A 23,145-nucleotide genomic window follows, 5' to 3' on the forward strand; every position below is an offset into this window, starting at 1 on the left:
GCCCGGCATTGTAAACCTTACAATAAATTTAATAATTTTATTTAACCTGACATTTATTGTAAGGTTTACAGCTTATTTACGACTGATATAATATTTACCGGATAAAATAGAGATGTTAGCCACCACCACGTCCTCCTTACTTAACCCGCATAAATGGGTTGACAATTATGCCGATTACCTATATGCCTATGCATTAGCCCGCCTTAATGACGAAGAACAGGCGCGCGACCTGGTGCAGGAAGTTTTTTTGGCTGCATTGGAACGGGCCGATATGTTTGAGGGTAAAAGTACCGAACGAACCTGGTTAACAGCCATCTTAAAAAACAAAATCATTGATACCTATCGCAGGCGGTCCTCTGGACTTAATAACGTTACGATAAGGGCTGCCGAGCAAGAGCAGGAAGATTTTTTTTATCCGGCAGATGGCCATTGGCGCGAAGAACACCGGCCAAAAGAATTTGGCATTGAGGATCATGACCCCCTGCACAACAAAGAATTTAACCTGGTGCTGCAACAATGTTTGAAAAAATTACCCGCATTATGGCTGGCGGTTTTTACCATGAAGCACATGGAGGATGAGTCGACCGAAAATATTTGTACGGAACTAAAGGTCACGTCAGCTAACTTTTGGGTAATTATTCATCGTACGAAACTTAACCTGAGGGCATGCCTTCAAAAAACATGGATTTAAAATGGGGCCGATAAAAAAAATACAATATAACTGTAAACAGGCTACTTTTTTAATAGAGAAAAAGCTGATTGACAAGCTTACGCTTCGTGAAAAGATAGAACTGCATATCCATTTGGCGGGCTGCTCTGTTTGCCGTGTATTTGACAAACAAAGCCAATTGATAAACAAAATGGTGCAACAGTTTTTAAAAAGCTCAAACAATAGCGATGTACATTTAAACGCCGGCTTTAAACAAGATCTGCAGCAGCGTATTGAAGAAGAATTAAATAAAAAATAATTTTATTGTAAGGTTGTGGTTTTACTTGCGACTAAGCCGGAAAAACACATAAAAACCACAACAACATGAAATCAATTATTTCAAAAATCCTGATCACAGGTGCAATCGTAACAACTTTTGGCTTAAATCTGCAGGCGCGTTCTGTCCGCCCGATGTTAGCTGATACCGGCAAGATGGGTAAAATGTCCAGGATGTCTAAAATGGATAAGAAAGCGGACAAAAAAATGGATAAGAAAATGGCGCGCGGAAAGATGGTTAAGGATACCGGCAAGATGGACAAAATGTAAAATTACGGAGCGGGGAGATATCCCCGCTTTTTTTAACCGCTGCATTGTTTACAACTATCAAAATACAGGCAATTTTTATATTATTATATTAGGGCCTTTAAAACCCATCCATGAAAAAGCTTTTGGTATTGCTTGCCTTTTTTACCACTGCGGCATCTGCGCAGCAAACCTTCAAATTCAGCATTATAGGCAAGGTAAAAAAAGAGTCGGTTATCACCATAGACTCCTTAAAGCAATATATTATACAAACTATTGGCGATATTAAAGTTACCGACCATACCGGCGCGTTCAAACACCAGGATGATAAATTAAAAGGCATTTTAATAAAGGATGTGCTGAGCCATACGGTTTTTGATGTAAGCAGCCCTAAGCTTTTAAGTACGGTATACTTTCAGTTTGTCGGTGCCGATGGCTATAAGGTGGTTTACTCGTGGAACGAACTGTACAATACCGAGGTTGGTAACCATGTATACATCCTGACGGAAAAGAACGGCGTAAAAGCCGCCGATATGAAAGAAAGCCTGCAAATGACCTCTATGATGGATTTTAAAACAGGCAGGCGTTATTTGCATAACCTGGATAAGATCATTGTGTCGGTGGCGCAGTAAGCGTCGTCGCTAATCTTCCCGTGTAGTTTAAGAAGTCTCCTTATCTGGAGATTTATAATGGTTGAATATACAGCTCCCCGTCAGCCAGCCCCTCCAGCTCAACCGGGTTATGGCTCACAATTAAAACCGTGGCTTGCAGCTCTGCAAACAAAGGCTTTAAACCGGTTATTAATTCGGCTTTCATCGCCGGGTCAAGGGCCGAAAACGGCTCATCTATTAACAATAACCTGGGTTTTATAGCCAGCGCCCTTAATATGGCCAGCCGTTGCTGCTGCCCGCCCGAAAGGTGTATGGGTTTATGATCTGCCAAAGTATCCAGTTGGCCTAAAAGTAAAAGGCGGTTTATCCAGTCGCGGTTGTTGGTTGCATATTCCAGGTGTTGCAAAACCGTCATGTTGGGAAAGAGGGCGTAATCCTGGAAAACAAAGCCCGGCATTCTTTTTTGCGGCGACAGGCTAATGTTCGCCCCGGTATCCAGCCAGGGAACATTGTTAACCCTGATGGTTCCTTTTTCAGGATCAATCAAACCGGCGATAATTTTCAGCAACGTGGTTTTACCGGCGCCCGACGGCCCGTAGATCCTGGTGATGCTGCCGGTCTTAAACTGATGATTTATTTTAAGCACGTGTTTACCCCGGTAAACCTTTAAGTTTTTCTCTATCGCTACAGCTATCATTCTAACGGGGATTTAGCCTGGTATTTATTAAAAACAAAAACACTTATTACCATTATAAACGTAATGGTAAACAGAATGACCGAATAGGTATTTGCCGCGGCATAGTCCATGCGCTCAACCGAGTCATAAACGGCAATGGATGCAACGCGGGTAACACCAGGGATATTGCCGCCAATCATCAGCACCACACCAAACTCGCCCAGGGTATGTGCAAAGGTTAGCACCACGGCTGTTAGCAGTGATGGCTTAATATTGGGCAACAAAACGCTTTTAAAGGTTTGCCAGCGGGTTTTCCCCAGCGTATATGAGGCTTGTGCGAGCGAGGCCGGTAATTGCTGCAGGGCCGACTTAACGGGCCCGATCATAAAGGGCATACTGTAGATAAATGACGCCAGCACCAGCCCCTTAAATGAAAAAACAAATTGCACATCAAAAGCATCCTGCAGCCACCTGCCCAAACCATGCTGCGGACTAAAGGCAAGCAATAAGTAAAAGCCCAATACCGATGGCGGCAATACCAGCGGCATCGTAATAACAGCTTCGATAATAGTTTTTAAAAATGACCGGCCCTTTGACAGCCACCGTGCTACCGGCAGCCCAACTATCAGTAATAACAGGGTGGTAATTGATGCCAGTTTTAACGTGAGCCAGATTGGTGACAGGTCCATTATTGTTAGTTAACTATTTTACGCGGTAACCGTATTTTTCAAATATACGTTTGGCGCCGGCGCTTAAAATATAGCGGTAAAATTTAGCGGCATCCGGGTTGGTTTCGCCGTGTTTTAAAACAACCATGCCCTGTTTTATGGGTGCGTATTCCGCAGGGTTGATCAGCTTCCAGTAAAGGGTAGTTTTATTGGCCCGGTCTTTTACCAAAGCCTGCGTCGTAAAACCAACACTAACCACTCCTGTGGTTATATAGGTGTTCACCTGCGCTATGCTTTCGCCATAAACCATTTTACTTTTAACATTATCCAGGATGCCTTTTTTCTTTAACAGCTCTTCAGCTGCCAAGCCATAAGGCGCAACGGATGGATTAGCTATTGCGATTTTTTTGATCCGCGGGGTTAGCATGGTGCGCTCCCAGTTTTCAAAGCCGATGTTGCGGGTGCTGCAAATAATCAGGTTGCCATAGGCATAAACAACGGGCTCGGCAGCCGAAAATCCATCCTGAAGTAACGATTGAGCGAAACTCATATCGGCCGATAAAAAAACGTCAAACGGCGCACCGTTCCTTATTTGCGCAACCAGCTTGCCCGATGAACCAACTATAGGGTCGATATCAATATTGGTTTTTTGCTTAAAATCTTTCTGCAGAACCGTAATGACAGATTGCAAATTGGCAGCTACCGCTACTTTTAAACCCTGCGCAAATGACGGCGCGCCAAACAAACAAAAAATCAGCAATAAATAAAAGCGTTTGGTTTGGCCGGCAAGATGGTTTCTGGTATTCATAGCTATAAACTTAAAGTGTAAAGATAAAACGAATTATCAGAAACAATAGTGCTTACCGCAGTACGCCGGGCCGCGGCCTGCTCAACGGAAATCAAATAACTATTTAGGGGGAGGCGGTATCGGGGTTTCCTTTAAAGCTTTTGCTACCGCGATAACATTTGCGGCTACCAGCTTACCGGTGGCTATCGACCAATCTTTTCTGAAATTTGATTCGAGGTATTTATCGCCCGGGCCGGGGCCGTTGTTCCAGTAGGTATAGCTTTGCGGGGCAATGGTAAAGCCAACGTCCATCAGCCCATGTGCCATTTCGGCAACTACATGGCGTGCGCCGTCTTCTTCGCCGGTTACTACAAAACCGGCTACCTTGTTGTAAGTTACCGGGCGGCCCTCTTTGTCGCGGGCAGGGTAGAGCCCGTTAATCCGCTCCATAACCCGCATAGCCATGCTTGATAAAGTGCCCATCCAGGTTGGTGTAGCCATAATTAAGATGTCGCTTGCCAGAAGATCTTTTAATATCGCGGGCCAGGCGTCGCCTTCGCCCATGTCTGATTTGCTGCCGGTAATGACATTATAATCTGCGACACGGATCATCTTAACCTTTGCGCCTAGTTTTTCGAGCTCTTTGATTACTTCGGCCGCCAGGGCCTCGGTATTTGAGGCCTCCGGCGAGGGCTTTAATGTGCAGTTTAATACCAGTACTTTCATGTAGGTTTAACCTTTAAGGCGCGTTAATGTTTACAAACAAAAAAGGGCGAAAGCCTAAGCCCTCACCCTTTTTAAATTTTAGCCGGCGTTATTTAATTGCCCGGGCCGTCTGTAGGGGTACCCACAATTTTAAATACTTTATCGCCATTAGTGTCAATCGCGTCCTGAAAGTAATAGCCTTCCTGCGAAACATAATATTTTTGGTTATTAAGCCTTATGGCTTTACAACCTTCGGGTAAATTATCAACCAGGTCTCCAACCTGTGGCAGGTCGTCAGGCGAGGTCGCGTTTACGTCGTCAGTAGTCAATTCACCATCTTTACCGGCAATTTGATAAACCAATGTGCCGTCGTCGCGGGTTATTGGTTGGTAATAAACGCCGTTCAATTCATAATACTGCATGCCGTTTATGGCAATAGGCTGTGCCTTTGATGGCAACCTATCAATAGTTGCGCCTATAGGCGGCTCAACCACGGTATATTCATTATCCTGCTGGCGGTAGTACAGGCCATCGTTATAAAAATACTGGTCGGGGCCAAAATAGAACGGATAATAACCATACGGCAAAACACTTAATCTAAAACCCAGTTGCGGGCTGTAGTACGTTGAATAATAGCCGCGGTTACGATAGAAGAATCCGCTTGGCCTTGGCGAAGTATAATTTCTGCCAAAACGCAGCCCGGGATAGCTACGATAGCCATTGCCGTGGTTATAATTAAAGCTATAAGCCCGTGGGTTATAATTATAAGCTGCACCTCTCTGGCCAAAAGTTGGATAATGGCGTGAAAAGCTGCCACTATTGCGCGGATTTGTCGGTGTAAATGACGGACTTTCGCGGTGCTGCTCACCACGCGGCTGCATGGTCACAGATCCTGAACCACCGGCATTAGGCAATCTTTGGCCATAACCGTTGTTTTGCTGCTGCGAATTGCCTCGCTGCATTTGAGGTTGCTGCTGTGGCGCAGGGCGTTGTTGTTGCACCTGCTGCTGTTGTTGCTGCGGCGCAGGGCGCTGTTGTTGCACTTGTTGTTGTTGCTGCTGCTGCTGTGGCGCCGGGCGTTGCTGCTGCACCTGCGGTTGCGGGGCAGGACGCGACGGAGCTGCCGGAGGCGGAGTTGAGCCCCCACCACTCCTTTTGTCATCAGAATGCTCGCCGCCTCTTTGTGCACTCGCGGGGATTGCAATGCTAAAACACAGCAAACCGGTAAAAGCAAACCCTATTAAATTACTATATATCTTTTTCATGTTTTGGTTATTATATATCACGGCTTAAAGTTGCCGTTTATTATTTTTTTAGACTAACAAAGGTGCAAACGGTTTAATCGTTACCGCAATAACGTATTATACGGATGCTCAAGTATAATATAATATATCAAAAGGTTATAATGTTTCGGCAATAAATAATAATAGCGGTGCATCAAATTTAAGGGTGAAAAAGCCGTCAGCAATAGTGTGGAAGGTGTTGTTGGCTGTTTTTTCAAGCCCGTCTGTTTTTAAATTGGTTGCAGCCGACAATAGCGAAATGCTTTCGTTAGCCGGCTTCCATTTATTAAAACCGGTATTTACGGCATATATTTTTTGCCGGTTATAAAACAGTACCAGGTTTATTTTATTGGCAAAGGGCAGGTAGTTTTCCAGGTCCAGCTCATCCGTAACAATATTTACAGCCGGATAGCCCTGACCAGTCAGCCAGTTTAAAGCCGCGCTGATGAGGGTATCATCACCGGGGGCCAAATGTTTAATGTCTGATTGCAGGTAGTCGCTGTTTAACTCGCCGGTTATTATCCAATCAATTTTAATCCCGAAAGCATTAAGCCGTTCGGCAACAGGCGGGGTGGTTATTAACGTTGGGCTCCACTCTAAAAGTTGCCCCAGCTGCTCGTCATCAAAATTATCCAGCCCAAGCACCAATAAGGCAGGCTCCTGTTTTTCGCGGACAATGTGGTGTGATGACATAGTATTTAAATTTGACGTTGGTTCTTCAATATATTTTCCGGTAAATTTCCTTGATGGCCTGTGCCGGGTTAACGGCCAAATTAACCGCTGCTGATACAGCGATGCCATACACCCCGGTTTTTAATAACAGGTCGACGTCAGCCACCCGGATACCGCCGACAGCGATGACCGGTAGCGTTATTAATTGCCTTTCTAACCGGCGATAACCCTCAAAACCTAATAAAGGCAGGTCATTCGGTTTGGTATCAGTAAGTGCAAAAGGCCCATAGCCGCAATAATCAATTACCCCGGTTGCCTGTGCGGCCAATAATTGGTTTAAATTAGTGGCCGAAGCGCCCAAGGTTTTATCATCGCCTATTTCATTCCGGATGGCGATAAAATCAGCGTCAAAGTCTTCTATATGCACACCCTGCGCATCCACTTTATCCAGCAGGTGATAGTGGTTGGTCAGGATCAGCGTGGCGCCCCATTCATCGCATATACCGGCAATTTGGTTAATCTCATCAATCAGTTCATCATCTGTTTTAGTAAGGCAGCGATATTGCAGCCAGTTAACGCCCGCTTCGCAGGCTACTTGCGCCTGTTCTGTATGCGACCGGATAGGCAGGTCCTGTGTCAGGTAATGAAATTTAGAAATATATTTTTTCATGGATGATGCCGGTTATTCAGCGAAATTAAACATTGTAAATTCTAATCGGATCATTGCAGCTTTAAATTCTCCAACCGAGCTTCTTCCAGTACAATGCGAAGGCTTTCTTTACCTTTATATTCCCACTTAATTAACCGGATACAGCTGTCAGCTATTTCAATGCCGGTTATATCACCATCATTAAAGCAGCAACAGCCGCTGTTAAAATAAGTATCCAGGTAACCCTTAAAATCGGGCGAATGCGAATTCTTTAAATGCAGCTTATCAATTTTGGCCTGTAGCTGTAAGGCTTCTTCTCCGTTGGCGTAAGCCCGTTTTTCGTACAGCACCTCCAGCTCTGTTAGGGAGCGAAAAACCGGCTGATGGGTGTGACCGGTAATTAATAAAGTGTTTTTTCGTTTTGAACTCCATTCATACATCAGCCGGTTATGGTGGGTTTTAAGCTGATCATTATTTGCCGGCGTGTTGGGGTTGATCCGCAGGTAAGCCTGAAAGGGCGCCCATATATCAGACACAAACCATTTGCTGAACCAGTTACCATCGCTTTGCAGGTCGCCCTGATGGCCGTGTGTCATAAAAACAGAAAGCTTTTGATTGTTTATGGTAGTTTCAAGTATCGCGCCTTCATATATTTTTACGGGCTGCCCATAAATTTGCATCAGGCTTATCGGCGCCAGCGGATCATTGTCCCAATACAGGTCATGATTACCGAATATTTTGATGAAGGCGTTACGCGCCAGGAAATTTTTCTCGGCCTCAAAGGTTAATTTGTTATGCCGTTTAATTGTCAGGAACCGGTTTTCCCACAGCTCCTCACTGTCGCCCAGGTTAATGTAACAGAAATTTTCTTTGTTATAATGATCCAGCGCCGCCAGGTAATTTTTTGCTGATTTAGCGAAGATGTCAGAGCCATCACGGGCACCTTTGTGCTGATCTGACAGAATAATAAATTTATCAGTCGCGGCGTCAAACGGAATAGCGGGGCCCCGTTTACCCGGCCTGATGGTGATGTTTTGAAACAGGTCGCTCAGCGCCTTATCAACTCTTTTTTTATCGGGCCTTGACGAAAGCCTGTTAGCCAAATCAATTACAGATTTGGTTAACAGGCGTTGAAGTAGTCTGCGCATGGATTAAAAACCATAGTTGCGCCCAATTGTGTTTAACAAACGATTTTAAAACCGCACAAAAAGCATCGATGCCCAAATTCGGGAATGGTTTTTCGCTATAAACTGAACGAAAATACCCCCGGGAAAGTTGACTGCTTTAAACTGTTTGGTTAATTACTTATATTTAATGATATAATACACATATGCATTTTTGGGCCGGGTTTCATTACCGCCATATAAGGCAGTAGATATCCCCATGGGTCCATAATTAACATTGCCGTCACCTTCTACAGAGTTTGGCCCTATAGAATTATCCATAAAATTATGCTGCGGGTTGACAGTGTGATTATGGCTGATTACCTGGTCTGGTTGTTTTGCGCCCACGGCATCGCCCCCATTGCCTGAGCTGTTTAAATCAGGCCTTGATTTATCTCTTGAACCTGCATCCGGGTCAACACCGGTTCCGTCTGATACACCTCTTAAAAACAGCCCTTGTAAAGCCGGCAGCGCAAATTTGTTGGCGCCGTCGCCGCCCCATGAGTTCCCGATAGTATTAAACAACGCGCCATATTTAAGCTGGCCCGTTGCAGGATCAGTTTCAGTTCGGTCACAAAGGGTTCCGTCGCAATACAGCCAGTTAGCCGGGATTTTGTTTTTAGGGCCCGCAAATGCTACTATAGCACCTACAGGGCAATCAAATAAAACGTCCATTTTTAACCGCATATTTGTTTTGATACTGCATCGCCGGCGGCTATTACAAGGCCAACGGCGCCCTTTGCTACCGGGTTTTTAAGAAGGTTTTGTAAAACCTCGAGGCCGCTTTTTACATTTGGCCAAATGCTGCAAAATTCGGTTTTTGCCGTGTCGACACCTACTAATGAGATGTTTCCGCGATTGTCAATAATTTCTTTAGTGTTCATGATAAGTTGTGCCTACTCTATGCCGTTTTCGGCGTAACCGGTTGCCATCACTATTGATAGCACAACCCAAAATTGAATAAAGCGCATAGCCGGCACAACGGGCGTTAAACGGTAAATACACAGGCTTTTAACATTAAAAATACCGTGAAAACACGGGGTCAGGCCTTAATATTGTATTGTAATTTAGCCGCATTAAATTATTAACCAAACCCTTACGTCATGAAAAAAACAGTATTATTTATTATTGTTGCGGTAATAACCGCATGCAACAACCCGGACAAAACTGTCAGAAAAGCGCACTTTAGAGCTGCCATGGTGGTAAATACAGACACCCTAATAACCTTAAATGGAATTGGCAAAAGCACCGCGGAAGCGATGATTGCTCATTTTGACAGTTGTAAAGGAAGGGACACAAGGCCGACGAGACAAAGCGTATGGTTTGACAGCGCAACAATCCACCGCATGGTTAGGCTGCTTGATAAAGAAATTGTTGAACAAAGGGCCGCACGAAATCCCCAGGAGCCCGATACATTAATGGGGGTTGCCGATGGCATACGTATATATTATATCAGTGATTTACGGGTAAAAACAGGCCGCCTTGTTAACTCGGTCGCGTTAATCTCAACGCAACATAACGGGCATGACTGTCAGGTGACTTCATGTGCTAAACACAAAGATTATTATAACCACGCTAAAAACGATGATTTGTTTAAGGACACAATTGCCATACGGGGAAGGGTATCAAAAAAGCCGGCAGTGATAGTAGCCAATGGCGAAATAACTTATAATATATGCGTTAGAAATTGCAATGTACCTTCATGTGACCCGCGGTCTATTCATTACATTACCCGCAGACAAGCACATATGATGCTTAATCAGTTTAGGGGACGGTCAATAACGACAAAAAGCGAGTGGTTTGACCTGAATTTGTTCAGGGATTTTGTAAATGATAAAACCGTAGACGGCCTGCGGATTTATTTTGCGAGGCATCCGATAGAAAGAGATACGACAACGTCAGGGAAAGATGCATTTATCCTGGTTCCTACCAGATCTGCAACATTTTTAGGTAAACAGATTCATGAGGATTATCTTAATTGTGAGACAACCAACAATTTCTTTAAAAATTTCACAAGAAAAAATCAATTTAGAAGAGGGAGCCGTGACTTAAGGCCAGTTGGTGGCGGGCAGGATAACGGAGAGCTTTGTCCAAGCAACTGTGATCAGGGAGCCAGCACCAAACCCAGGATAAAACAAAACCAGGGACTTTGTTAATTAAGAACAATAGATTATGCCAAACTTCTTCACCGTAAGTATTATTGCCGAAGTTATTTGTTTCCTGGTAGCCGTGACCTGTTTATTAAAAACGCCAAATCTGGTTTGGCGCAGCATGATAATCTATCTTTTTTTAACCTGTATTACCGAAATATGGGGGCTTTACATAGCCAAACACACTCAAAATAATCATTGGCTTTACAACATCTTTTTGTTTTTTGAGGCCGGATTTACCTTTATGATGCTGGGAAACCTGCTTGGTAAGTATATCAATTGCAAACCCATTATTGTACCTGGGTTTGCAATTTTTCTAGTGATATATATATTCGGGATTACAGATCGGGGCTTTTTCTTTTACAACTATGCCGCGTATACAATTATGTCTGTCATGTTTGTTTTATATAGCTTATACTATTATTACCTGTTGCTGAAAGATGATCTGTATGTTGATTTAAAACACTCGCCCGAATTTTGGTGGGTCGCCGGTACTTTGCTTTTTTATTTTGCCAACACGGGATGCAATATTTTTTATGATAAGCTATATACCATAATGATAAGTCCGAAACATCATTTAACTTATTTTATATTTAAGGCACTTAATGTTATTTTGTATGGCTGCTGGAGCTATGCTTTTATCTGCAAAAAATGGCTAACAACATCGGAAGCTTAATTATATTAACTACGCTCGTTTTTTTGCTGGCACCTACCTTCATTATCATCTACATCAGTGTTTATAACCGGCGTAAAAAAAAGCATATTGAAGAAAAGGCGCAGATGAAGTTAACCTTTGAGTCTGAATTGCTTAAAACCCGGATAGAAATACAAGAACAGACACTAACGCATATAAGCCAGGAAATACATGATAATATAACGCAGGTGTTATCATTTGTAAAGCTTGATCTGGCGTTGACCGACAATATGCCCGAACGGACAAAACAGGCAAAAATAAAGCAAAGCCGTGAGCTGATAGCCCAGGCAATTTACGACCTGCGGGACCTGTCAAAAAGCCTGAGCTTTGAATATATCCGCACTTTAGGTTTGGTTAAAACTATCGGGCAGGAGATTGAACGGATCAATAAAAGCAATATAATTACCACTGATTTTATGGTTAACGGGACTGTTTATAGCCTGGGAGAACAACGTGAACTCTTACTGTTCAGGATATTTCAGGAAGCTGTTAATAATACGTTAAAACATGCAGGCGCTAAGTGTTTGAAAATCAGCTTGCAATATTCGGGGCAATTATTTAATTTAACCGTCGAAGACGACGGTGCAGGTTTTTCAACCGCTGATTTGCCGGAACAAGTGGGACTGGGGTTAAAAAACATGCACAATAGGGCAACTTTAATTGGTGGCACGGTGGCCGTTGTCAGCTCGCCGGGTAAAGGTTGCTTTGTAAAAATTAGCCTGAATACCTTAATAAATTTACGCGCAGATGGAACCCGTCCTGATAGCATTGGTTGATGACCACCGGCTTTTTAGAAGCGGAATAGCATCGCTCATTAATAAATCCACAAGGTATAAAATACTTTTTGAAGCCGCCGATGGTGATGAGCTGATGCAAAAACTAACCCCCAAAATAAAGCCCCATATTGTACTGCTGGATATTAATATGCCTAAAGTGGATGGCCTTGAAACTGCACGGTGGATACGCAACCATTACCCGGATGTGCATATTATTATATTGTCAATGTTTGAGGATGCCGAGAAGGTATTAACGATGGTTAAAATTGGCGTGAAAGGCTACCTGCTTAAAGATGCCGAACCCGAAGAGTTTGAAGAAGCTTTAACCAAAGTATCAAAAAACGAAGACTATTATCCTTCCTTTGTAACCAAACACCTGATCAGTAATTTTAATAAACAAACGCAACAGGTTAAGCTTAACAGCCGCGAACTGGAGTTCTTAAAACTGTCGGGCACCGAACTTACTTACAAAGAAATAGCTGACCAGATGTGTATCAGTGTACGGACCGTTGACGGCTACCGCGATCAGTTATTTGAAAAACTACAGATAAAAAGCCGGGTGGGGCTGGTGCTGTATGCCATAAAAAACAATTTGATAGAGTTGTAATTTGCTAAAAATATTAGCAAATTTGCCTTATGGCACACCAGGAAAATCCGGAGTTTTTTAAGGGGCGCGGGGCGCAGGTTAACACTGACAATAAGTTTTTAAAACGAAAATATGTGCTTGACCATATTGAGGGCCTTGACGAGCCATTATTAGAGAACACGGCCACGCAGCTGTTTGAAGAAAGCCCTAAAAAGATAGTCAGCGAATCAAACAGCCCCGACCTGAGCCACATGTACTCTATTAACCCGTATCAGGGCTGCGAGCATGGCTGTATTTATTGCTATGCCCGTAATACGCATGAGTATTATGGCTTTAGCGCCGGGCTTGATTTTGAGCGCAAAATAATTGTTAAACGCAATGCCCCCGAGCTATTGGAGCGTTATTTTAACAAAAAGAATTATGAACCTGTGGCTATCCTGTTATCAGGGAATACCGATTGTTACCAGCCTGTTGAACGACGATTAAAAATAACCCGCCGGCTGCTTGAGGTGTTTTTGAAATATAAAAACCCGGTAAGTATCATCACCAAAAACAATGTCATCATCCGCGATCTGGACATTATCCGCGAGCTGGCCAAACTAAATCTGGTACACGTTAATATATCTATCACCTCGTTAAATGAACAACTAAGGCAAAAACTGGAGCCACGCACCGTGACGGCAAGCGGACGGCTGGCGGTGATTGAAAAAATGGCTCAAAATGGTGTGCCGGTAAGGGTGATGGCGGCGCCGATAATCCCCGGGTTAAACAGCAATGAGATCCCCGATATTATAAAGGCCGCTGCAGACCGGGGCGCGTTATCCGCCGGGTTTACCATTGTGCGTTTAAACGGAAGCATCGGCGAAATTTTTACCGACTGGATACACAAGGCTTACCCCGACCGGGCCGAAAAAGTGTTAAATATGATAAAATCATGCCATGGCGGCAATTTAAACGATAGTGAGTTTGGCCGCCGCATGAGCGGCGAAGGGCCGGTGGCGCAGTCTATAAGCCAGTTATATAAAATGGCCTGCTCCAGATTTTTATCCGGCAGGCAAATGCCACAACATGACTATACCTTGTTTACGCCGAAAGCCGGGAAACAGGGAAGTTTGTTTTGAAACACCCCTTGTTTCCCGGCTTTCAAGTGCCATTATTTTCTCTCTTAACGCGGACTGCCGCCGGGTTATTTTATAACCTCATTTACCACATGGCCGATAGAGCCGTTTGGCGCCTGTATATGCAGCAATGCCGCTATGGTTGGCGCAATATCTGTCATATGTGTGGCGTTCGCTGTAGCGCCGTGGTTAATGCCCCAACCCATAAATACCATCGGGATATGTGCGTCGTACGGGTTCCAGGTGCCGTGGGTGGTACCGGTTGGGCCACCATCGCCTGATCCGTGACCGGTATAATAGGCGGGTTTTAAAATTATCTGGATGGTGCCGCTGTTAGCGATATTGTAGCCGTTAATGATCCGCATCCGTAATTCGTCAGGGATGTTAGCCGTGGCCGCCTTCTGCATGTCAATGGCAAAAGCAATTTCCGGTTGTTTTTGCAGGTATTTTATGCAATCATCTTTTAATACTTCGGCATCTAATTTAGCTTTCCTGATGGCGGCGTAATTAAAGTTAACCTGGTAGTTATCCAGGTTGATGATCAGTTTGTCGGTATTATATTTATCCGCCAGCAGTTTATTTAAGTTTTTTAAGGTGGCTGCATCATCCCAGTTTCCTGCCGGTATGTTATGATCTTTTAAAAAAGTTGAGTTATGCGCGGCTCCGTGGTCGGCGGTTAAAAATACAGTATAGTTGCCTTTGCCCAGTTTGGCATCCAGCATGGTAAGAAACGCGGTAATGTCCTGGTCAAGGCGCAGGTAGGTATCTTCGGTTTCAATGGCATTAACACCGTACTGGTGCCCAACATAATCGGTTGATGATAAGCTCACCGCTAAAAAGTCAGTCACACCGCGCGCGCCCAAACGCTCATTGTTAACCGCAGCCGTAGCCAGGTCGAGCGTCAGTGTATTGCCATAGGGCGTACTGCGGATCATCCCCAGATTGCCTTTGTATAATACCGAAGTTTTTACCGGCATTGTAGGCGCGTCGGCGCCCTTAAATTTCCCTTCGTATTTGTTATTATCTTCTGTACTTTGCTGATAAGTGTTAAGCGGATACAAACTGTTCCAGTCTTTTTTCAAATAAGTTTCGGGCAGTTTTTTACTGTTAAAATCTTTTACCCATTGCGGCAGATCGGTCATATAATAGGTACTGGTTATCCAGTTACCGCTTTTGTCATCAAACCAGTAAGCGGCGTTAGCCGTATGCCCTGCGGGCAAAATGCCGCCGCGATCTTTTAAAGCGATACCAATAACCTTAGAGCGAAAATTTGTTGCCAGCCTTAACTCATCCGTAACCGTAGTCACCAACATATTGCGCGGCGACATTTGCCCGGCTGATGAGGTACTGCCTACCGTCTGCACCGTACTGTCGGCGGCGCAATACATGGATTTACCGGTTGCCTGAATGACATAATCATTACCGGCTATACCATGGATGGCCGGTACAGAACCGGTATAAATAGCGGTATGGCCCGCGGCGGTTACGGTTGGTATATAGTCAATAGTAGCATTCTCGCAGCTAAACCCTTCATTCAGCATCCTTTTAAACCCGCCGCTGCTGTAGCGGTCATAAAAACGGTACAGGTAATCCCAGCGCATTTGGTCAACTACAATCCCCACCACCAGTTTAGGGCGGGACAAGGTTGTGGCCATAGCCGGGGCCGTTTTCTTTTTAGTTTGTGCATTGGCGTTAACCGCAGCAAATCCGCATAACAGAAGTATAAGGTATTTAATTTTCATAGTGTACATTAAGAACCCAAATATCAATAATACAATTATAATTGTACATGAACTTTTTATTAAATTAACACATCTTTTGGCTAACTGTAAAAAGTTAATAATGCGTGCTGACTGGCCGTATGCAGATCGCGCCAGGCGCGGTTGATCTCCGTTTCGGTACTGGCCGCCACCAATCCGCAAAGCGGATAAAGTTTGTCTACCAGCTCACGGGCAGTTATGGCCAGGCGGCGACTGGTTACGCTTACTTTATGCAACAACTCATCAGGTACCAGGCGTTCTGCCGCTATCGCGTCCCAGGAGGCATCAACCGCTTCAAAAAAAAGCTTTCGCAAACCGGTCATTTCTTTGTTTGCCATAGCCAGCGTGTCAATTAAATAGCGTTTCTGCGGGGCGGTGAGCCGCGGGTGACTCATCCGGTCGCCAAACACATCGGCGCATAGATCCATAAAATGAATAGCGATGCCCGATATATTAACTGCCAGGGTAGCTTCTGCCAGTTGTAAAAACGGATAGTGGTATAACGCCCCGTCAACTTTAACTGCCGACGGATCAATTTTAAACTGACGGTTGTTTGGTACCGTCAAATCTCTAACTTCAAAAGCGTCGCTGCCGGTAGCTACCATACCTATGTATTTCCAGGCGGGCAGGATGGTTACATCTTTTTTATCGAAGATAAACGGCAGTATCAGTTGCCCCCCATCATCATCTAATACCGGCACTCCGTCCTTTTTTATAGCACAATTGGCGGTGATATGGGTGGCGTGATGGGCGCCGCTGGCGTATTTCCAGCTGCCGTTAATGAGGTATCCGTTTTCGGTGATCTGGGCGGTGCCGCCTACCGCGCCGCTGCCGGCCAGGCAAACTGCATTACTATCAAACACCCGTTTTGCAACTTCCGGATCAATAAACCCGCCGAACCAGCCCGCGCCGCTGCAAAGGGTAACTACCCAGCCGGCGCTGCCGTCGGTCCAGCTGATGGCTTCCTGCAACCGCACCAATTCGGGTAATGTTATTTGCCGGCCCGTATAAACATCGGGCACCAACAGTTTAAACCAGCGCTGCCGGTAAATTACGACCAGTTGATCCGGGTGCAACATACCCAGTTCTTCGGCCTGCGCAGCTGTATTTCTTATGATATCTTTATCATCCGCAGTAATAAAAGCGGATGGGTGTGGTATGGTGTTTTCCATTAGCTAAGCGGTTAAAAGAGATTCGCCCGGCTGATCTTTTTTCAAGATGTCGCGCCATTCAAAAAAGCCAAAAATGGCTACAATAAATAAAATCGATGTAAGCATTGCAAACATGATGAGGTGTTTATAGCAAAGTAATGGTATAGCAAACAGGTTGGATAAGTTTAGCATGATCCAGTTCTCCAGCTTGCGCCTGGCCAGCAGCCACATGCCCGCCCACGCGGTTGACGATACCCAGGCATCCCATACCGGTACATTTGAAGTGGTAAATTTGGTGAGCAGCACATAAAATATAACCCAGCCAATCATTACTATTAACAGAGTAATCAGCCATTCTTTTTTTGTGGCCCGGGTAATTTTTACGGGTGGCTCATTGCGTCTTCTTATCCAGTACACCCAGCCGTAAACGCTCATTACGATATAATAAACGCTGAGAGCGGATTCTGCATACAGCCCTGCCAGCATTAAAATGTAGATGCCAATCACGGTACCGGCTATCCCAGTAGGATAAAGCCAGATGTTATTGATTTTGGCCAGCAGCACCTCGGCTATGCCCAGTATTACGGCCAGCCATTCCCATAAAGTGGTTTGGTTTACCTGGTCAATAAACAGCTGCAGCCATTGATGTATGTTTATCATTTTGGCTTATGATTTAGTGTGAAGGATATAAACAACAATGGCAGGTATTTTCCTGCCATTGTGTTATGATTTAGAATTTGATATTTACTGATGCCAGGAAATTAACCGGTGCCTGCGCAAACCAGTAATTATAATTTACGGTTTTACCTCCTTCAACATCCGGATAGGTGGCCCCGTCCGACTGGTATTTGGCGCTGAATACATTGTTGACCAATAACCCGATACCGATGTTTTTTACACCCCTGATATTGAAGTTATAGTTCAATCTTACATCGTTCACAAAATAATGCGGTAACGAGCGGCCGGCAGTTGAGGTGTTATCCAAAAACTGCTGGCTAACATATTTGCTGATAAAAGCGATCCCTACATTTTTTACCGGGTGATAACTGATGGTGCTTGAACCCACAAAATTTGGCGAGTAAGCAATATCTGTTTTGGTGTATTGAAACGGTACCGGGTTATAGTTTTCGTCAAATAGCACCTGGTTAAAGTTTTTAACCTTATTGGTACTTAAGGTAGCGGTTGCTGCCCAGCTTAACTGCGGGGCTATTTTAACCATGCCGTTGGCTTCAACGCCCGCGCGGTAACTGTCGGCTATGTTGGTACGGATAGCTTCGCCAACATCATTTAACGCGCCGGTTAATACCAGCTGGTTTTTATACAGCATATAAAAGCCATTGATACCGGCACTAAAGTTGCTTTGGCTGGTACGATAGCCCAGTTCCAGGTCTTTCAGGTTTTCGGCTTTAGGGCGGCTTGATGGTGACGAGTTAGTAAAATCGCTCCGGTTGGGCTCATGGTTACCTATAGCTATTGACGCGTAGACGTTGCTGTTGTCTGTTACCTGGTAGGTTATGCCTGCTTTAGGATTATAAAAGTTTAATCCTACCTGCTGCTGTACATTCTTCAAATTTTGATCATACCCTAAAAACGAGTAACCAATGTGGCGGTATTGCATATCGCCATATAATAAAACATCACCCAAATGATATTCGGCACGGGCAAACAGGTTAAAATCTGTTTTTTTGGCAAAGTTGCGCGAGTATTCATAATCTGGCGGGATATTGGTGCTTTGCTGGGTCCACTCAATATTGTCATAATGGCGCCCCTTATATTCATTATAAGCGCCGCCTAAAGTAATAGTCAGTTTGTTGTCGGGCTTATAGTTGAAATTATAGGTTGCACCATAAAAATCATTATTGAGCCACAGGCGGCGTACCAGGTCTGTTGAGGTAACCGGCACTCCGCCAACTACAACCGGCGTAATACCATAGCCGGCCAAATCATCATCGTTTTTATATTCTTCATAATAACCATAACCGTGCGTATAATGCAGCGCGCCGCTAAATGACAACTGCGGATTAAGCTGCTGATCATACAGTAACTGGTAATAGTTTTGGTTATAGTTATCGGTTTGGTTACCGTAGTACTGGCCGGTGGCGTTAATATAGCCCAGCTCATTATACTTCCGGTTGCCAAATTTCACGCTGTCCTCGGGCACGCCGTCCCAGGCCTGGTGGGTTTGCTCATAACCGCCAAAAACATTAAGGCGCAATACGCTGCTTTTGCCATAATAGGCCCCGCTTAAAAAGTAAGAGCGCAGGGTTGAGGCCGAACGGTCTATATACCCGTCAGACCGCATATTTGATAGCCTGCCGTCAAACGTATAGTGCCCGCCCAGTAAACCCGTGCCCAGGTTAAGTGTGTTCTTTAAGGTCCCGTATGAGCCGGCCGAGCTGCTTAGTTCGGCATAGGCGCTGTCACGGCGGGTGGTGGTTTGGATATTGATGCTGGCACCAAAGGCGCCCGCGCCATTGGTTGAGGTGCCTACGCCGCGTTGTACCTGTATATTATCTACCGACGAGGCCAGGTCAGGCAGGTCGACGAAGTAAACGCCCTGGTCTTCGGCATCATTCATCGGGATACCATTCAGGGTTACGTTAATACGGGTTGGATCCGATCCGCGGATGCGGATACTGGTATAACCTATGCCGGCGCCCGCGTTTGATGTTACTACGGTTGACGGGGTTTGTTCCAGCAGGTACTCAAACCCACGGCCCGAGTTGTTTTTCTCGATATCCTTTTTATTGAGATTGGTAAATGCAGTCGGTGAGTTGGCCGATGCGCGGGTTGCGTTTACGGTAACCTCTTCGGTTACCATATTGCTTTGCGCCAATGCAAAATCAAGTTGCTGATTTGCAGAAAGCGTTATCGTTTTTTGAGCGGCATGATAGCCCAGATAACTTACCGTTAAGGTATAACTGCCGCCTTTAACATTTTTAAAAGCATACTTGCCGCCAGCGTTACTGGTAGTGCTTACGGCTAGGTTTTGCAGGGTAATGGTTGCGCCGGGCAATGCTTCGCCGGTTTGCTGGTCAGTAATCTTCCCTGATACAGAGAATTGGGCCGATGCCAGGACAGGCAGCAGCAGGGCAAATAATGCCGTAAATAAATTTTTCAATGTTGTTAAATAAAAACTGTTAAACCATCTGCACACCAGGGTTGAATGCGCAGTACACTTAACTTATTACCTCTCCCTACGCCGGCATTACCCGGATCAGGTGCAGTTAAGTTGCAGGTTTTGAGTTTTGTGTTGTATGCTTTTACTTACAACCTTCAACATATAACTTACAACTCAACATGGGTTTGATCTCAGCCTGTCTTTCAGTTTGGTTAAATATGCTGCAGCAATATTTATCTTTCCAAAGCAAGGCACCCCTTGAGAATTATACGGCAAAGGTATTTTTTTATTTGGATATCGGATGGTTGATTTTTGATTTGTTGATTTATGAAGGATCAACCTGCAGTGGTGATCCATTTAAAAATATGGATCACCCGGATCACCGTTTTTTGATAACGTATTGTAAATAAATATTTTACATTTTTGAGCGGATCACTTTGGATCAGTCCTATTCGTCAGGGCTTTTAAGCGTAAATATTAAATAGATAGCTGATAATCAAATTATTGAGAAAGGGCCGTTTTTCACCCTTTTTTCAGGAGCGGATCACCAAAAGCGGATCACCTGACTACAACTCATCATTACAACATCCTCTTCAACGCGGCCTTTACCTCTTCTTTATTTTGACGGGATATCGGTATTTTGGTGCCGTCGTTCATCAGCAATATGCCGCCATCTTCTTTGAGCAGGCTTTTAACAAAATTGATATTAACCAAATGCGATTGATGGGTGCGAATAAACCCATGCAATTGCAACAGTTCTGAAAACTCTTTTAGGGTTTTGCATACCAATAGGTGCTCGCCGGCCGTAGTGTAAAAAGTTGTGTAATTGTCTGATGCCTCGCAGCGGATAATCTCGTCAATTTTTATATACCTGATCTCTTTCAGCGTAGGCAGGGCTATTTTCGGAACGTCCTTTTGCCCGCGCATCATGTACTCAATCAGGTTCTCCAGTTTATGATCCTTGTTTTTTACGCTGATCTTTTTACCGGCCTTTTCTATGGCGTTTTTTAACTCGCTTATATTAATGGGCTTCAGCAAATAATCAAGTGCCGAAAATTTGATAGCCTGTATGCCATACTGATCATAAGCGGTAATGAATATTACTTCAAAATTTGGTTCGGCAAATGCTTTTAAAACCTCAAAGCCCGATTTTTCAGGCATCTGGATATCCAGCAATACCAACGCCGGCAGGTGTTGTTTAATGGCCGCAATTCCGTCATCCGCATTTTGGGCTATGGCAACAATGGTTACATCCGGGCAATGATCCCCCAAAATATTTTGCAGGTTTTGGATATTGTTGGGCTCGTCGTCAATAATAACACAGGTAATTTCCATTGCGTAATTGTATATTAAAACCAGGCGGTTAAAGTTATTATTATTGTTGTACCTGTGTGGCCACTATTAATTTGCAATTCAATTGGTTGGTTTTTATAGATCTGGTTAAGCAGGGCTATCCGTTCGCGGCCAAGTTTTAACCCAAAGCCTGAAGTACCGGCCGACTGCGAATCAAACCCTTTGCCATTATCGGCAATAGTAAATACCAGGTTATTTTGCTTTTTTTCTATGGTGATATTGATCTTTCCTTTAGTCAGCATCCCGCTTATGCCATGCTTGGCGGCGTTTTCAATAAACGGCTGCATCAGCATTCCAGGTATTTCCGTATTGGCTATGTTAATGCCTTTATGTACCTCAACCGTGTATTGAAATCCAAAGCGAAGTTGTTCTATCTCCAGGTAATCCCTGACGATCTTTAGCTCGTCTTCAAGGCTGATCAGTTCAGTACCGGTAGCACCCAGCACCTGCCGCGTAAGGTCGGCAAACTTGGCCAGGTAATGGTTTGCGCCGGCGCTGTCCTGCTGGTTCATCAGGTTTTGAATGGAGGTTAGCGCGTTAAACATAAAGTGCGGGTTAAGCTGTGCCCTTACAGACCCTAATTTTAGGTTAGCCATCTCTTTTTGCTGATCCAGTTTTCTCAATCTGCGCCTGTTGTATATATAGTAGATGATAAAGAGTATGAAAGCACCTATAACATAAGGTAATAGCTGTTCGATACTAAACTTCTCCGGCGAATAATCAGGATACACGTGATACTCAATGCGCGTTTCCTGGTTTTTATTCGTAGTACCCGTTGGATATATCAGTAACACCCGTTTACCCCCATCGGGAAAATATTGCGGGGTTACACCATAAACACTGTCTCTTAAATTAGAAACTATGAGATTTTTATACTCTTGCGGGCCATCATTAAAAACCCAGTATATATCATACCCCATTGTCGGGTGGCTTTTAAACCCAATGTTAAAACTAACCACACTGTCTGCCCAGAAATGAAAATCTAAAGGAGCACCGGTTATCTTATCAAATTTGCTGGCATATTTAGTTATGTTAGTCGGGCTAACAATAAACATTTCGGTTTTTTTCCAGGGTTTATCAAAAACCTGTATCCTGCTTATTATCGGTTTTAAATTATTGCGCCAGTTAAACACTGCCCCATCCCTTATGCTGTAATTTTTTACGTTTACAACTTCAACGGTAATTTCTTTGCCGGGCGCATTAAATTTACCCAAAAAGCCATAGGCTTTTTTAGCGCCATATTGTTGCTGTAACGCCGGCACCCTCCATGTTACCAACTCTGTACTGTCATTTTCTACTACGTGATAGCGGTAATTATTTACATTATCCGCATTTATGCCCATTGCGATGGCGGTGACCGAGTCTTTATCAGCAAGCTTGTAGGCAATAAAATCTTTAGAGAGTGAGCTGGTATGATAGATAGAAACATTCGCGCTGGCACTACGTTTAACACCAAGTATTATTGACGTTTTGGGTATAAATTTATGAATAAAGCTTTCGGGATGGGCCTTATTCCAGGCATTCAAATTGGGAGGGCCTTCAATTTGAGTAAAAATCTCATATACACGGGTATCCATCACCCCCATAAGGGTTGTTTCCATATCAAATGCACTACTATTTTGGTAGCCATCAAAATAAATCAATCTATTGGCTACTTTTGGTGGCTCGGGTGCACCTTTGTCTGTTGTAGTAACTGTTACTGTCGAGTTTTGCGCATAACCAACCGCCACCGCCGATATAAAACCCAATAAAAGTAAAAACGCTTTTTTCATGTGACCTAAGTTTTGAAGGTAATAATTAATGCCCAAAACTCATTTAATTTAAACAGCCCCACAACTGACAATGAGTAAACGACATGGTTAGCCGAGAATTATACCAATTTGATCCCGATCGGCTTATAGCAACGGTTTTAAACTAATCACTACAGGCCAATTCAACCCTTTAACCTTTTACCTTTCACCTTTCACCTCAAAAATGTACTTTTGCAAACT

General features: G+C 44.2%; 25 protein-coding genes. 9 read left to right on the plus strand and 16 right to left on the minus strand.

The features are described 5' to 3' along the window. Positions 1–112: 112 nt before the first annotated feature. The 4 genes from LJ658_RS05780 (at position 113) to LJ658_RS05795 (ending at position 1,863) form a co-directional block, all read left to right on the plus strand. Positions 113–691, plus strand: coding sequence for a sigma-70 family RNA polymerase sigma factor (locus LJ658_RS05780; protein ID WP_230545526.1), 579 nt, complete (start codon positions 113–115; stop codon positions 689–691). A 1-nt stretch (position 692) separates the two neighbouring features. After that, a complete protein-coding gene (locus LJ658_RS05785; RefSeq protein WP_230545527.1) occupies positions 693–968 on the plus strand; it encodes a hypothetical protein in 276 nt (91 codons plus the stop codon). A 65-nt stretch (positions 969–1,033) separates the two neighbouring features. Beyond that, positions 1,034–1,255 carry a hypothetical protein gene (locus LJ658_RS05790; RefSeq protein ID WP_230545528.1) on the plus strand — a complete coding sequence of 74 codons (222 nt, stop codon included), beginning with the start codon at positions 1,034–1,036 and terminating at the stop codon, positions 1,253–1,255. Positions 1,256–1,365: 110 nt separating this feature from the next. Then, positions 1,366–1,863, plus strand: a complete 498-nt coding sequence (locus LJ658_RS05795) for a hypothetical protein (protein WP_230545529.1) — start codon at positions 1,366–1,368, stop codon at positions 1,861–1,863. 52 nt (positions 1,864–1,915) lie between these two features. Here LJ658_RS05795 and LJ658_RS05800 read toward each other — a convergent pair whose 3' ends face one another. From LJ658_RS05800 to LJ658_RS05845, 10 genes are all read right to left on the minus strand, one after another. Then, positions 1,916–2,539 (minus strand): ATP-binding cassette domain-containing protein, encoded by a 624-nt coding sequence (locus LJ658_RS05800; protein ID WP_230545530.1) that lies wholly within the window; start codon positions 2,537–2,539, stop codon positions 1,916–1,918. Next, positions 2,536–3,207, minus strand: a complete 672-nt coding sequence (gene modB / locus LJ658_RS05805) for a molybdate ABC transporter permease subunit (protein ID WP_230545531.1) — start codon at positions 3,205–3,207, stop codon at positions 2,536–2,538. The genes LJ658_RS05800 and modB overlap by 4 nt, the downstream gene beginning before the upstream one ends. Positions 3,208–3,220: 13 nt before the next feature. Further along, entirely contained in the window at positions 3,221–3,994 is a 774-nt protein-coding gene (gene modA / locus LJ658_RS05810) for a molybdate ABC transporter substrate-binding protein (RefSeq protein WP_230545532.1), read from the minus strand. A gap of 99 nt (positions 3,995–4,093) precedes the next feature. Then, the gene (locus LJ658_RS05815) at positions 4,094–4,699 is read right to left on the minus strand and encodes a flavodoxin family protein (protein WP_230545533.1); all 606 of its coding nucleotides are present in this window, start codon (positions 4,697–4,699) and stop codon (positions 4,094–4,096) included. 92 nt (positions 4,700–4,791) lie between these two features. Then, the gene (locus tag LJ658_RS05820; RefSeq protein ID WP_230545534.1) at positions 4,792–5,943 is read right to left on the minus strand and encodes a DUF6515 family protein; all 1,152 of its coding nucleotides are present in this window, start codon (positions 5,941–5,943) and stop codon (positions 4,792–4,794) included. Between the two features lie 135 nt (positions 5,944–6,078). After that, positions 6,079–6,654: a thiamine pyrophosphokinase gene (locus tag LJ658_RS05825; RefSeq protein WP_230545535.1), complete on the minus strand. Its 576-nt coding sequence runs from the start codon at positions 6,652–6,654 to the stop codon at positions 6,079–6,081. A 25-nt stretch (positions 6,655–6,679) separates the two neighbouring features. Beyond that, complete coding sequence (locus LJ658_RS05830) at positions 6,680–7,303, minus strand: thiamine phosphate synthase (RefSeq protein WP_230545536.1); 624 nt, start codon at positions 7,301–7,303, stop codon at positions 6,680–6,682. Between the two features lie 50 nt (positions 7,304–7,353). Next, positions 7,354–8,430, minus strand: a complete 1,077-nt coding sequence (locus LJ658_RS05835; protein ID WP_230545537.1) for a metallophosphoesterase — start codon at positions 8,428–8,430, stop codon at positions 7,354–7,356. 153 nt (positions 8,431–8,583) lie between these two features. After that, positions 8,584–9,120 carry a tail fiber protein gene (locus LJ658_RS05840; RefSeq protein ID WP_230545538.1) on the minus strand — a complete coding sequence of 179 codons (537 nt, stop codon included), beginning with the start codon at positions 9,118–9,120 and terminating at the stop codon, positions 8,584–8,586. A 2-nt stretch (positions 9,121–9,122) separates the two neighbouring features. Then, positions 9,123–9,329, minus strand: a complete 207-nt coding sequence (locus LJ658_RS05845) for a hypothetical protein (protein WP_230545539.1) — start codon at positions 9,327–9,329, stop codon at positions 9,123–9,125. A 219-nt stretch (positions 9,330–9,548) separates the two neighbouring features. Here LJ658_RS05845 and LJ658_RS05850 point away from each other — a divergent pair, with 219 nt between their 5' ends. Genes LJ658_RS05850 through LJ658_RS05870 form a run of 5 tightly spaced genes read left to right on the plus strand, consistent with a single transcriptional unit; the run spans position 9,549 to position 13,772 of the window. Beyond that, positions 9,549–10,601, plus strand: coding sequence for a hypothetical protein (locus LJ658_RS05850; RefSeq protein ID WP_230545540.1), 1,053 nt, complete (start codon positions 9,549–9,551; stop codon positions 10,599–10,601). Positions 10,602–10,617: 16 nt separating this feature from the next. Further along, a complete protein-coding gene (locus LJ658_RS05855; protein ID WP_230545541.1) occupies positions 10,618–11,271 on the plus strand; it encodes a hypothetical protein in 654 nt (217 codons plus the stop codon). Then, entirely contained in the window at positions 11,247–12,065 is an 819-nt protein-coding gene (locus LJ658_RS05860; protein WP_230545542.1) for a sensor histidine kinase, read from the plus strand. Before LJ658_RS05855 ends, LJ658_RS05860 begins: the two co-directional genes overlap by 25 nt. Continuing rightward, positions 12,037–12,672 (plus strand): response regulator transcription factor, encoded by a 636-nt coding sequence (locus LJ658_RS05865; RefSeq protein ID WP_230545543.1) that lies wholly within the window; start codon positions 12,037–12,039, stop codon positions 12,670–12,672. The genes LJ658_RS05860 and LJ658_RS05865 overlap by 29 nt, the downstream gene beginning before the upstream one ends. A 29-nt stretch (positions 12,673–12,701) precedes the next feature. Continuing rightward, a complete protein-coding gene (locus LJ658_RS05870; protein ID WP_230545544.1) occupies positions 12,702–13,772 on the plus strand; it encodes a PA0069 family radical SAM protein in 1,071 nt (356 codons plus the stop codon). Between the two features lie 65 nt (positions 13,773–13,837). Here the strand turns inward: LJ658_RS05870 and pafA are convergent, their stop codons facing one another. The 6 genes from pafA to LJ658_RS05900 form a co-directional block, all read right to left on the minus strand. Next, a complete protein-coding gene (gene pafA / locus LJ658_RS05875) occupies positions 13,838–15,511 on the minus strand; it encodes an alkaline phosphatase PafA (protein ID WP_230545545.1) in 1,674 nt (557 codons plus the stop codon). Positions 15,512–15,591: 80 nt separating this feature from the next. Continuing rightward, complete coding sequence (locus LJ658_RS05880; RefSeq protein ID WP_230545546.1) at positions 15,592–16,701, minus strand: acyl-CoA dehydrogenase; 1,110 nt, start codon at positions 16,699–16,701, stop codon at positions 15,592–15,594. A 3-nt stretch (positions 16,702–16,704) separates the two neighbouring features. After that, complete coding sequence (gene pnuC, locus LJ658_RS05885) at positions 16,705–17,340, minus strand: nicotinamide riboside transporter PnuC (protein WP_230545547.1); 636 nt, start codon at positions 17,338–17,340, stop codon at positions 16,705–16,707. Between the two features lie 70 nt (positions 17,341–17,410). Then, on the minus strand, positions 17,411–19,801 hold the full coding sequence (locus tag LJ658_RS05890; RefSeq protein WP_230545548.1) for a TonB-dependent receptor: 2,391 nt from the start codon (positions 19,799–19,801) through the stop codon (positions 17,411–17,413). Positions 19,802–20,380: 579 nt separating this feature from the next. Next, on the minus strand, positions 20,381–21,136 hold the full coding sequence (locus LJ658_RS05895) for a LytTR family DNA-binding domain-containing protein (protein ID WP_230545549.1): 756 nt from the start codon (positions 21,134–21,136) through the stop codon (positions 20,381–20,383). Positions 21,137–21,150: 14 nt separating this feature from the next. Then, complete coding sequence (locus LJ658_RS05900; protein ID WP_230545550.1) at positions 21,151–22,926, minus strand: sensor histidine kinase; 1,776 nt, start codon at positions 22,924–22,926, stop codon at positions 21,151–21,153. Positions 22,927–23,145 lie beyond the last annotated feature (219 nt).

Source organism: Mucilaginibacter sp. UR6-11 (genome assembly GCF_020880695.1).
Taxonomy (GTDB): domain Bacteria; phylum Bacteroidota; class Bacteroidia; order Sphingobacteriales; family Sphingobacteriaceae; genus Mucilaginibacter.